Genomic DNA, 12,231 nt, shown 5'->3' with positions numbered 1-12,231 from the left:
CCGTACGTTACTCATCAGACAAAACCGGACGGATACCGCTCACCTGCACCCTCCCCGAACAGGGGAGCCCAGGAAGCCAGTAACATGCGTCGCCATGAGCTCCCCCACTGGACCCGCGTCCGGCCTGCCAGTACGAATGCCGCGACCTCGCCAGCCCGGGCGGCACCGCCGACCCGAGCCGCTGGCGGCTCCCGAGGGCGCGCCCGCGCTCGTCCTCGCGGTGCCGGGCACTCCCGCCGCTCCCACGCGCAGTCTCGCCGAGGAGGTCGTGAGCATCGCCCGCTCCGAGCTCCCCGGCCTCGACGCGCGGATCGGCTACCTGGACGGGGACGACGCGGAGTTCCCCACGCTCCAGTCCGTGCTCGCGCACGCCGCCGAGGAGCGCTCGGCCCGCTATGAGCAGGCCAAGGCCGCCGGTCTCGACGTCAAGGAGCCGGACGGCCCCGTGGCCGTCGTCGTGCCGCTGCTTGCCGGCCCGGACAGCGCGCTGCTGCGCGTCATCCGCCAGGCCGTCATGGACAGCCGGGTCGCGGCCGACCTGACCGATGTGCTGGGCCCGCACCCGCTGCTCGCCGAGGCGCTGCACGTGCGGCTGTCGGAGGCCGGTCTGGCCCGTGCCGACCGGGCCCGCCTGTTCACGGTGGCGACCGCCGCGGACGGCATCATCCTGGCCTCCGTCGGTGGTGACGAGGCGGTGCAGGCGGCGGGGATCACCGGCATGCTGCTCGCCGCGCGCCTGGCGGTGCCGGTGATGGCGGCGGCCCTGGACCAGGAGGGTGCGATCGCGTCCGTGGCCGAGCAGCTGCGTTCCTCGGGCTCGCAGCAGCTGGCGCTGGCGCCGTACCTGATAGGGCCGGAGATCGACCCGGGTCTGATCGAGGAGGCGGCCAGGGAGGCGGGCTGCTCCGCGGCCGAGGCGCTCGGCCCGTACCCGGCGATCGGCAAGCTCGCGCTGGCCAAGTACACGACGGCGCTGGGCATCGCCCCGCAGCAGCCGCAGGGTGCGCCGGTCCGCTGACGCGACGCGCACGGCATCGCCGTACGAACGCCGCAGGGCCCGCTCCGGACTTCGGAGCGGGCCCTGCGGCTTCGTTCTCTGCGGCTTCGTTCTCTGCGGCTTCGTTCTCTGCGGCTTCGTTCTCTGCGGCTTCGTTCTCTGCGGCTTCGTGGTCTGCCGGACTCAGGCGAAGACCACGCACGAGGCGGCGGGAACCATCACCGAGCCCTCGTAGCGGGGCAGTCCCGTGGCCGGGTCGACGGCGAACCAGGTCACCTCGCCGGAGCGCTCGTTCGCGGCGTAGAGGATGCCGTGGGACTCGGTGAGGGCTCGGGGCCAGTCGCCGCCGCACGGGACGGTGCCGGCCAACCGCAGTCCGTCGCCCTCCACCACGAGGGTGGACAGGACGTCCTCGCCCCGGGTGGCCGTCCACACGAAACGGCCGTCGGGCGAGACGACGACCCCCGAGGGATAGGCGTCACCCGCCGGGGCGCCGGGCAGCACCTGGACCTCGATGAGCGGCTTGAGCGTGCCCGCGTCGGCGTCCCAGTGGCAGACGGTGACGGTCGGGGTGAGTTCGTTGACCACGTAGGCGCGCGTGCCGTCCGGGTGGAAGGCGAGGTGACGCGGGCCCGATCCGGGGCGCAGGGGGCATTCCCGGTGCAGGGCGAGGGCGCCGCCGTCGAGGGCGCACACGCGGACCGAGTCCGTGCCGAGGTCCACGCTGACGGCCCAGCGGCCACTGGGGTCGGGCTGCACCTGGTGGGCGTGCGGGCCCTGCTGGCGGCGGGCGTGGGGGCCGGATCCGGTGTGCCGCAGGATGCCGGAGACGGTGTCGGCGAGGGTGCCGTCCGGGCGCAGGGGTACGGCGGAGACGCTGCCGGAGCCGTAGTTGGCGGTCAGGACGTGTCCGGCGAGGACGCTCAGGTGCGTCGGCTCCTGGCCGCCGACCGGGACGGGAGCGCCAGCTCGTTCCAGCCGGTCCCCCCGTACCCGGTACGCGGCCACCGCTCCCTCGGCCGTCTCGCTGACCGCGTAGAGGGTGGCCGCGTCGGGGCTCAGCGCCAGGTAGGACGGGTCGGGCAGGCCGTCGACGCTGCCCAGCAGGTTCAGGCCGCCGCCGTCCGCCACGGCCGCCATCACGATCCCGGGGCCTCCCGCCGCCGTGAACGACCCGATGAAGGCCCGCCGTCGCCGCCCGCAGTCTGTCACCGCTGTCCCCTCTCGGTTCTGTGCCGTCGGAGGCGACCGTAGCAGTCGATCAAGCGAGGTCTAGACCAAAGGGGTGGAAAGTCCGGCCGTCACGCGCCCACCAGGCGGGAACGCGAGGGCGTCCGCAGCGGTGTCGCGAGTTCCGCGAGGGCCCGCTCCAGACCGTGCAGGTGGGTCAGGGCGGGTTCGGCCACCGGCGGCTCGCCGACGAGGGTCGCGGGGTGTTCGCGTCCGTCGCCGGTCAGCGCCTCGACGGCGGCCTCCACCCGCCAGCAGGCGGCGGCCAGCCGGGCGTCGTGGGAGGCCTCCGGATCGGCGGCGACCGCGACCAGGCCGCGGATCTCGCGGGCGCAGTCGTCGAGCAGGTCCAGCACCCGGCGGGCGCGCCGCTTGCGGCCCAGCATCGGGTTGAGCGGGTGCACCAGGGGCGCCACGGACAGCCGTACGCGGCCCAGCAGCTGTTCCAGTTCGGCCACCTTCGCCGCCGGGTCGGTGTCGGGGACGCCCGCGAGCCGCGCGGCCGCCTCCGCGGTGCAGGCGTGCACGCAGCGCAGGGCGCGCTGGATCCAGGCGTCGGTGGCGGTGTGGGTGGTGACCGGGAGGACGAGGAGCACGGCCAGCGCGGCGCCCAGCGCTCCGACGGCGGTCTCCGCCAGGCGCAGCACCAGCAGGCCGGGGGTGAGTACGCCCAGCAGCCCGTAGAGCAGCTCGGCGAGCAGAGTCACGCAGAGCATCATCCAGGTGTACGAGACCGCGGCCGAGTAGAAGATCCCGAAGACGCAGGCGGCGAGGAGTACGGCCGTGGGGAGGCCCGCACCGTCCACCGGAACGGCGATCAGGACGCCCAGGCCGATGCCGATCACGGTGCCCAGGACCCGGCGGAAGCCACGGACCAGGGTCTCGCCGCGCGAGGCGGTGTTGACGAAGACCCACCAGGTGGCGCCGACGGCCCAGTACCAGCGCTGTCCGGACACGAGCTGGCCCACGAGGAGCGCGAAACCCGCGCCGGCGGTGGCCTGGACGGCCTGGCGGGTGGTCACCCGGGCCAGTCCGCCGGCCTGCGGCGGGGCGGGCGCGGGGGCCGGGGGCAGCTGGGCCTCGTAGCACCACAGGCCGAAGCGCACGGCCGCGGCGGTGAGCACGGACAGGACGACGGCGACGTACAGCTCGGGCAGCTGCCCGGTCGTCGCGTGCAGGAACTGCGCCATGAAGAAGGTCATGAACGCGAGCACGCCGAGGCTGTGCCCGCGCGGGCCGAAGCGGCGGGCGTACACGCCCGCGCCGACGACGGCGAGGAAGACGAGGTCGCGGGCGACGGGGTGGGCGTGCAGCCCGGCCGCGGCGGCGAGCACCGGCAGGCCGACGGCGGGCAGCAGCGCGGTGGTGACCGCCTGCCCGCGGACGGTGGCGTCGGAGACGGTGAACAGAGCCAGCAGCGCGGCCAGGCCGCCGGTGACCGTACCGGGGAGGGACAGTCCGGCGAGACCGCACAGGACCACGGCCGCCCCGATCCCGACGACGGCGCGCGCGGCGAACCGCAGCCGCAGCCGCCCCGGGTCCGGAGCCACGAACACCCTCTTCAACACGCTTACCCGCCCCCTTGCACGCCGGCATGAAAAAGGCGCCGCGGGGTCCGCAGCGCCATCGACGTCCTCATTGCAGCATCCTCCGTCCTGCTGGCTCAAGCGACGCCGATTATGCTGGGCCATTGGCGCAGCTACATCGGTTCGGGGGCGGCCACGGGCGGGCCAACGGACCACGCACGAGGAGATCCGGCACATGGCGGTCGACCAGCTCGACACCCGCATCCTGCGGCTGCTGCTGGAGCAGCCCCGTACGAGCGTGCGCGAGTACGCCCGCATCCTGGGAGTCGCCCGCGGCACCCTGCAGGCCCGTCTCGACCGGCTGGAGCGGGACGGCGTGATCACGGGAACGGGCCCCACCCTCTCCCCCGCCGCGCTCGGCCACCCCGTCCTCGCGTTCGTGCACATCGAGGTCACCCAGGGGCACCTCGACGACGTGGGGGACGCCCTGGCGGCGGTACCGGAGATCGTGGAGGCCTTCTCCATCACGGGCGGCGGCGATCTGCTGACCCGGGTCGTGGCGCGCGACAACGCCCACCTGGAGGATGTGATCCAGAAGCTGATCAGCCTGCCCGGCGTGGTCCGCACCCGCACCGAGGTGGCCCTGCGCGAACGCGTCCCGCAGCGGCTGCTGCCGCTGGTCGAGTCGATCGGGCGCGGGGCGCGGAAGTGACCTGGCACCCGGCGGCCGCCCGACGGGTGAGCCTGAGATCATGACCGGGCCGGTCGATGAGGTCCGTGTCCTGGAGGACTCCCATGGGTGCTGCCGCCGTGCTCGTCGCCAACCGCGGGGAGATCGCCGTACGTGTCCTGCGCGCCGCGGCGGAAGCCGGGCTGCGTACGGTCGCGGTCTACGAGGAGGGCGACACCGCGCACACACGGCCGGCCGACGAGGCGGTGCCGTTGAGCGGATACCTGGACGGTGACGCGCTGCTCGCCGCCGCCCGCGCCACCGGGTGCGACTTCCTCCACCCCGGCTACGGCTTCCTGAGCGAGGACGCCGGGTTCGCGCGCCGCTGCGGCCAGGCCGGGATCGTCTTCGTCGGGCCCTCGCCCGAGGTCCTGGACGTCTTCGGGGACAAGCGCCGGGCCCGGGAGCTCGCCGCCGGGCTCGGGGTCCCGGTGCTCGCGGGCGCCGACGGGCCCGAGGCAGCACGGGAGTTGCTGGCGGACGGCCCCGTGATGGTCAAGGCGGCCGGCGGGGGCGGCGGTCGCGGGATGCGGGTGGTGCGCCGGGCCGAGGAGTTGCCGGAGGCGTGGGAGCGGTGCCGTTCGGAGGCGGAACAGGGCTTCGGACGGGGCGAGTTGTACGCGGAACGGCTGCTGGAGGGCGCCCGGCACATCGAGGTGCAGATCGCCGGGGACACGACCGGCGCCGTCACGCACCTGTGGGACCGGGACTGCAGCGCCCAGCGACGCCATCAGAAGCTGATCGAGATCGCGCCCGCTCCCGAACTCCGCGACGACGTACGGGAGAAGATCCTGGGCGCGGCCCTGCGGCTGGCCCGTGCCACCCGCTGCTCCAGCCTGGTCACCTTCGAGTTCCTGGTGCGCGACGAGGAGTTCTCCTTCATCGAGGCCAACCCCCGCCTCCAGGTGGAGCACACGGTCACCGAGGAGGTGACCGGCCTCGACCTGGTCGCCCTGCAACTGCGGCTCGCCGGCGGGGCGACGCTGGAGGAGCTGGGGCTGTCGGGGCCGCCGCCCGCGCCGCGCGGGTTCGCCGTGCAGGCGCGGGTCGGCGCCGAGGAGGCCGGACGGATCTCGCGCTTCGACCTGCCGACCGGGCCCGGCATCCGGGTGGACACGGCCGTCCGGGCGGGGGCCGAGGTCGGCATGCGGTACGACCCCCTGCTGGCGAAGGTGATCGCGCACGTCCCGTCCGGCGGGGTGCAGGCGGCCTGCGCGCGGGCGCGGCGGGCGCTGGGCGAGTTCGGGGTGGAGGGAGTGCGGACCGGGATTCCGCTGCTGCGGGAGGTGCTCGCCGAACCGCGCTTCTGGGCGCACACGGGTGTGGTGGCGGAACTCGCGGAGGCCTTCACCGGGCCGGGCGCGGCGGCCGTGGACGGCACGGTCCTCGCGCCGCTGGGCGGAACCGTCGTCTCCGTCGACGTCACCCCGGGCCAACGCATCGACGCGGGGCAGCAGTTGCTGGTGCTGGAGGCGATGAAGATGGAGCACGTCGTTCGGGCACCCGGCTCCGCAGTGGTACGGCTGCTGCACGCGCGCGTGGGCGAAACGGTCGGCGAGGGAGCCCTGTTGGCCACCCTCGACGAGATGACCGGCGCGCACCACGACACCGGTACCGCCGAACGGGCCGACCCCGACGCGATCCGCCCGGATCTCGCCGAGGTCGTCCACCGGCACTCCTTCGGCCTGGACGAGAACCGCCCCGAGGCGGTGGCCGGGCGGCACTCCCTCGGACGCCGCACCGCCCGCGAGAACATCGCCGACCTGTGCGACCCGGGCACCTTCACCGAGTTCGGCGCCCTGGCGATCGCCGCCCAGCGCCGGCGCCGTTCCCTGGACGACCTGATCCGCTCGACGCCGGCCGACGGCCTGGTGACCGGCACGGGGAGCGTCGACGGCCGGCCTTGCGTCCTGATGTCGTACGACTACACGGTCCTGGCGGGCACCCAGGGACTGCAGAACCACCGCAAGACCGACCGGATGCTGGAGCTCGCCGAGCAACGGCGGCTGCCCGTCGTGCTGTTCGCGGAGGGCGGTGGGGGCCGGCCCGGGGACACGGACACCACCGCCGTCGCGGGACTGGACGTGACCACCTTCGGGCGGATGGGGCGGCTGAGCGGGACGGTTCCGCTGGTCGGCGTCGTCTCGGGCCGCTGCTTCGCGGGCAACGCGGCGCTGCTGGGCTGCTGCGACGTCGTGATCGCCACGCCCGACGCGACCATCGGGATGGGCGGGCCCGCCATGATCGAGGGCGGCGGGCTCGGTGTGTACCGGCCGGAGGAGGTGGGCCCGCTGTCGGTGCAGGTGCCCAACGGTGTCGTGGACGTCGTCGTCGCCGACGAGGCGGAGGCCGTGCGGGTGGCGCGCCGGTATCTGTCGTACTTCCAAGGCGCGCGGGCGAGTTGGGAGGCGCCGGACCAGCGGCTGCTGCGCCACGTCGTGCCGGAGAACCGGCGGCGGGCGTACGACATGCGGTCGGCGGTCGCGGGGCTCGCGGACACGGACTCGGTGCTGGAGCTGCGGCCGGGGTTCGGGGTCGGGGTGCTGACCTGTCTGGTGCGGATCGAGGGGCGGCCGTTGGGGTTGATCGCCAGCAATCCGGCGCATCTGGGCGGGGCGATCGACCGGGACGCGGCCGACAAGGCGGCGCGCTTCCTGCAGTTGTGCGACGCGTTCGGGCTGCCGGTCGTCTCGCTGTGCGACACCCCGGGGTTCATGGTCGGACCGGACGCCGAACGCACCGCCACGGTGCGGCACTTCGCGCGGTTGTTCGTGACGGGGGCCAATCTGCGGGTGCCGCTGGTGAGTCTGGTGCTGCGCAAGGCCTACGGCCTCGGGGCGATGGCCATGATGGGCGGCTCCACCCGGGCTCCGCTGGCCACGGTGGCCTGGCCGAGCGGGGAGTTCGGCGGGATGGGCCTGGAGGGCGCGGTCCGTCTCGGCTACCGCAAGGAGCTGGCGGCGATCGCCGACCCGGCCGAGCGGGCCCGCGCCTTCGAGGAGCGCGTCGCCGAGTTGTACGAACGCGGGAAGGCGGTCAACGCGGCGGCCGCGCTGGAGATCGACGCGGTCATCGACCCGGCCGGGTCGCGGGAGTGGATCCTGGCGGCGCTGGACGGGTGCCCCGTCCCGCCGCCGGGTCACCGCCCGTTCGTGGACACCTGGTGAGCGGGCAGGGGGAGGCCGGCACGGATGCCGGAGGTGCCCCGTCCCCCGCCCGGGGCACCGTCCGGTCCTCGGATGCGGTCAGGTGGGCCGGATGTTCTGGTTGAGGCGGAAGACGTTGTCCGGGTCGAGGTCGGCCTTGACGCGGGCGAGCCGTGCGTAGTTGCCGCCGTAGCTGGCGCGGATCCGTTCCTGGCCCTCGTCCATCATCATGTTCACGTAGGCGCCGCCCGCCGAGTACGGGTGCAGGGCGTCGGAGTAGTCGACCGCCCAGCGCTTGATCAGCTCGGCGTTGGCGGGGTCGGGGTCGACGCCCGCGTAGACGGTGGACCACCGGGCGCTCCGATAGCTCCACGGTGTCTCGTCGGGGCCGACGTCGTGGGCGGCGCCGTCGATCGGGTAGAGGTGCATCGTCGACTGGACCGTCGGCACCTCGGCACCGAACTTGGCGTGCAGCTGGACGGCCTCGTCCGGGATCTCCTCGACGAAGTCGGCGCGCCAGTACCACTGGTGGCCGGGCGGGTAGAGCCCGTCGAACATGCCCTGCAGGTCGGGGTGGGGCATCGGTCCGACGGCGTGCAGCATCGGCTCCGGCAGGGCGTCGAGCAGCGGTGCCATCTCGCGCGCGGCGGCCTCGGGGTCGCCGCCGGTGTGGCACCAGACGACGCCGGCGGTCTTGCGCAGCTGGATCTCCTCGGGGAACGGCGGCGCCGGTGGCACGGTGCCGTAGAGGAAGAAGGCGTTGAGGTCGCGGGGCGCGTTCGGGAGGAAGTCCCGGTAGGCGGCGAGGACGTCGGCGCCGATCTCGACGGGCCAGAAGGTCGGCCCGGCCACCACCGTGTCGATCTCGTGCAGCCGGAGCCGGAAGGAGGTGACGACGCCGAAGTTGCCGCCGCCTCCGCGCAGTGCCCAGAACAGGTCGCTGTTCTCGTCGGCGCTCGCGCGCACCTGCCGGCCGTCGGCCAGGACGACGTCGGCGGAGAGGATGTTGTCGATGGTCAGGCCGCACTTGCGGGTGAGGTGGCCCAGGCCGCCGCCGGTCGCGAGGCCGCCCACGCCGGTGGTGGAGACGATGCCACTGGGGGTGGCCAGGCCGTGGGCGTGGGTGGCGCGGTCCACCTCGCCCCAGACGCAGCCGCCGCCGACGGTGACCGTGCGGGCCTCGGGGTCGACGTGGATCTCCTTCATGGGGGACAGGTCGGCGACCACTCCCCCGTCCACGGTGCCCATGCCGGCCCCGTGGTGGCCGCCACCGCGGACCGCGAGGGGCAGGTCGTGGGCGCGGGCGAAGCCGATCACCCGGGCGACGGCGTCCGCGTCGGCGCAGCGGGCGACGAGAGCGGGACGCCGGTCGATCATCGCGTTGTAGACGGCGCGGGCCTGCTCGTAGCCGGAGTCCTCGGGGCCGATCAGCTCCCCCGTGAAGTCCGCGAGTTCCCGTTGTGCCGCCTGGGACGGTGTGTTGGTCATGCGATATCCCCCGTTTCTTCGTGAGTCGGGTCGATACGCACGTTCTACTCGGGTTGCGCGGCTGCGGGCATCGGTGGGCATCACCTACCTCGGCCGCCCGCGATACCTACGTTTCGCGCTCGGGCAGCAGTCCCAGCTCCGCGGCGCGGGCGGCGACGTGCCGACGGGTGGGCGCGTCCAGCTTGCCGAGGACGGCGCGGACGTGGTTGTCGACGGTACGGACGGACACGACGAGGCGCGCGGCGATCTCCGCGTTGGTCAGACCCCGGGCGAGCAGCCGCATCACCTGGAGCTGACGTTCGGTGAGCCGGCCGGGATTGCCCCGGGTGGCCGCGAGCGGGCCGCGCGGGATGTGCCGCACCCCGAGCCGGCGCAGTTCGGCGCGGACGAGGCGGGCCAGCGGTTCGGCGCCCAGGTCGTCGAGTTCGGCGAGGGCCTCGAGCTTGTCGGCGGGGTGCGGGCTCTCCGCGAAGGCGGCGGCGTGCTCGTAGGGGCAGCCGGCGGCCTTCCAGACGGCCGCGGCCTCCCGCCAGTGGCCGCGCGTCTGCAGGGCGTAGGGGTGGTCGGAGTCGTCGGCGGGCACCGGATGCCCGGCCTTGGTGAGCCAGTAGCCGAGTTCGGCGCCGTAGGGGATGCCGGGCAGGTGGCGGGCCTGGGCATGCACCGGGGCCGCGGCCCGCACCACGGCGTCCGCGTCCCCGCGCAGCCAGGCCGCCTCCGCCTGCGCGGCCGCCACCGGGCCGGTGCGCTGCAGCTCCCTGGTCCGTACGGCGATCTCCCGCGCCTCGGCGAGGAGTTCACCGGCCCCGGGCCTGCCGCGGCGGATGCGCACCCGCGCCAGCACGGTCAGGGCGGGGCAGCGGGCCGGCGGGAAGTCGTGGATGCCGAACTCGGCGTGCCGTTCGGCGTCCTCCCAGTCGGCGGCGGCGAGGCGGCGCAGGGCGAGTTCGACGTGAAGGTAGGTGAGGAAGCCGAGGTGCTCGGCGCGGTCGGCCAGGTCCAGGGCAGGCGGCAGGAAACGGTCGGCGTCCGCGTACTGCAGGTTGTCCAGGAAGGTCCAGATCAGGTTGGCGTAGGAGCGGCAGGCGTGCTCGACCTCGCCGGCGCCGAGGGCGACCTCCAGGCTCTCCTCCAGCTGCTTGCGCCCGTCGGGGTCACCGCCCCGCCAGCGGGCCGTGCCGAGGTTGTTGAGAGCGTGCGAGAGGATCGCCATGTCGTCGGCCTTGCGGGCCAGCACGATGGCGCGCTCGGCGTGTTCGACGGCCTCGGGGTAGCGGTCGGACAGCATGCGCAGCTGGGCGATGTTGCTGACGGCCAGGGCGAGCAGGCGGTCGTCGCCCGCGTGCTCCAGGACGGTGACGGCCTCGCGGGCGGCGGCCTGGGCCTCGTCGGCGTCGCCGGCCCACCAGTGGATGCGGGAGAGCCAGCGCAGGTCGGAGCCGAGGGCGAGGATGTCGCCGAGTGAGCGGCGCAGGGCGACGGCCTGGCGCTCGGCGGTGACGGCGGCGGCCGTGTCGGCGATGGTGTAGCTCTCCACGGCGAGGCGTTCGAGCAGGTCGGCGAGTTCGGCCGGGCCGTAGCGGTGGCGCTGGCGCAGGACGAGCCCGAGGTGGGCCGCGGCCTCGCGGTGGGCGCCGGCGGCGGCGGCGTCCCGGGCGGCGTCCGGGCCGTAGCGGGCGATGGCGTCCAGGTCACCGGCCCGCGCGGCGTGGTGGACGACGCGGGCGGCGTCGGCGCCGGGCCGGGCGACGAGCGCGGCGAGGACCTGGCGGTCGAGCTCGATGCGCCGGGCGGCGGGCACGGAGTCGGCGACGGCGCGCCGGATCAGCTCGTGCCGGAAGACGATCCGTTCCGGGGTGACGGTGAGCAGCCCGCGCTGTTCGGCCTCGGCGAGGACCGCCACGCCGTCGGTGACCAGCGCGTCGACGAGCCGGCGTTCGACGGCCGAGGGAACGACGGCGAGCTGTTCCAGGGCGTCCACGGTGGCCGGCGGCAGCCCGCGCAGCCGGGCGAGCACCGCGTCGACGACCGTGGGCGGCACGCCCCCCGTGCCGCCGGCGGCCAGGACCTCGGTGACGAAGAAGGGGTTGCCGGAGGTCACCTGGTACACCTGCGCCGGGTCGAGCCGGCCGGCCGTGCTGAGCTCGGTCACGGCGTCGAGGGAGAGCCGGGCCAGGGGCAGGCGGTGCACGCGGGGCGCGCGGGAGACCTGGCCGAGGAGGTGACGCAGGGGGTGGCCGCTGTTCAGCTCGTCGTCGCGGTAGGTCAGGACGAGCAGGGCGGGCAGGCGGTCCATGCGCCGCACGAGGAAGCGCAGGGCGTCCAGGGACGCCTCGTCGGCCCAGTGCACGTCCTCGACGACGAGTACCGCAGGATGCGGAGTCACGGCGAGCTCGGCGTGCAGGGACTCGTAGACGCGGTGCCGGTCCGCGCCCTCGGTGACGGCTCGGGCGAGTTCGGCGCCGACGCTGCCGACCAGGTCGCGGAAGGGGCCCAGGGGGCGCCGGGTGGCGAGGTCGTCGCACTGGCCGACCAGCACGCGCGCCTGCCCCGGCAACCGGTCGGGCAGGGCCCCGACCAGGCTCGACTTGCCGATTCCCGCCTCGCCGAAGACAAGCGCGACCGCACCGGCGCCGTCCGCCGCCTGCCGTGCGGCCGAGGCCAGCAGCTCCAGCTCGGGCTCACGCTCGAGGATCCCCCGGTCCACTCACCGATTGTGCCACCGGGGCAGCGGCCAAGTCTTCGCGAGCGGGGTGGCGGAGGCAGCCGGAGCGTGGTCGTGCAGTGGTGTACGGGGCGGGGCGGCGGTGGCCGTACGGCGGCGTGCGGTCTGTCTCGGCGGTGGCCGTACGGAGGCGTGCGCTCCGGTGCGGCGGTGCCCGCCCGGCAACGTGCGGTCCGTCTCGGCCGTGCCCGGCCGGCGGCGTGCCGTCTGTCTCGGCCGTGCCCGGCCAGCGGCGCGCGCTCCGGCGCGGCCGTTCCCGTCCGGCGCGGCCGTTCCCGGCCGGCGCGGCCGTTCCCGGCCGGCGACGGGCGGCCGGCGACGGGCGGCTGACCGGCCGCGGCGGTACAGGTCGGGGCGTGCGCTCCATACCGGCAGTGCCCGTCCGGCGG

7 protein-coding genes are annotated in these 12,231 nt (G+C 74.7%); 3 read left to right on the top strand and 4 right to left on the bottom strand.

Annotation, left to right across the window (positions count from 1 at the left end; all coding sequences use genetic code 11):
* Positions 1-94 precede the first annotated feature (94 nt).
* Positions 95-1,018, top strand: a complete 924-nt coding sequence (locus tag ACQF4J_RS39325) for a sirohydrochlorin chelatase (RefSeq protein ID WP_351470216.1) — start codon at positions 95-97, stop codon at positions 1,016-1,018.
* Positions 1,019-1,180: 162 nt separating this feature from the next.
* On the opposite strand, the gene ACQF4J_RS39320 is transcribed toward ACQF4J_RS39325, so the two are convergent.
* Together ACQF4J_RS39320 and ACQF4J_RS39315 are read right to left on the bottom strand one after the other, a co-directional pair.
* The gene (locus tag ACQF4J_RS39320; protein WP_351576867.1) at positions 1,181-2,209 is read right to left on the bottom strand and encodes a lactonase family protein; all 1,029 of its coding nucleotides are present in this window, start codon (positions 2,207-2,209) and stop codon (positions 1,181-1,183) included.
* An 89-nt stretch (positions 2,210-2,298) separates the two neighbouring features.
* A complete protein-coding gene (locus tag ACQF4J_RS39315) occupies positions 2,299-3,795 on the bottom strand; it encodes an FUSC family protein (protein ID WP_427167900.1) in 1,497 nt (498 codons plus the stop codon).
* A 193-nt stretch (positions 3,796-3,988) separates the two neighbouring features.
* Here ACQF4J_RS39315 and ACQF4J_RS39310 point away from each other — a divergent pair, with 193 nt between their 5' ends.
* Both ACQF4J_RS39310 and ACQF4J_RS39305 read left to right on the top strand, forming a co-directional pair.
* Positions 3,989-4,465, top strand: coding sequence for an Lrp/AsnC family transcriptional regulator (locus ACQF4J_RS39310; RefSeq protein WP_427167899.1), 477 nt, complete (start codon positions 3,989-3,991; stop codon positions 4,463-4,465).
* An 83-nt stretch (positions 4,466-4,548) separates the two neighbouring features.
* The gene (locus ACQF4J_RS39305) at positions 4,549-7,650 is read left to right on the top strand and encodes a carboxyl transferase domain-containing protein (protein ID WP_427167898.1); all 3,102 of its coding nucleotides are present in this window, start codon (positions 4,549-4,551) and stop codon (positions 7,648-7,650) included.
* Positions 7,651-7,728: 78 nt separating this feature from the next.
* On the opposite strand, the gene ACQF4J_RS39300 is transcribed toward ACQF4J_RS39305, so the two are convergent.
* On the bottom strand, positions 7,729-9,117 hold the full coding sequence (locus ACQF4J_RS39300; RefSeq protein ID WP_427167897.1) for an FAD-binding oxidoreductase: 1,389 nt from the start codon (positions 9,115-9,117) through the stop codon (positions 7,729-7,731).
* 106 nt (positions 9,118-9,223) lie between these two features.
* Positions 9,224-11,824, bottom strand: coding sequence for an ATP-binding protein (locus ACQF4J_RS39295; protein ID WP_427167896.1), 2,601 nt, complete (start codon positions 11,822-11,824; stop codon positions 9,224-9,226).
* Positions 11,825-12,231 lie beyond the last annotated feature (407 nt).

The sequence above is a fragment of the Streptomyces sp. C1-1 genome (assembly GCF_050214755.1).
Lineage (GTDB): Bacteria > Actinomycetota > Actinomycetes > Streptomycetales > Streptomycetaceae > Streptomyces.
The sequence above is the reverse complement of the archived record's forward strand: the minus strand, read 5'-3'. Positions and strand labels throughout refer to the sequence as shown.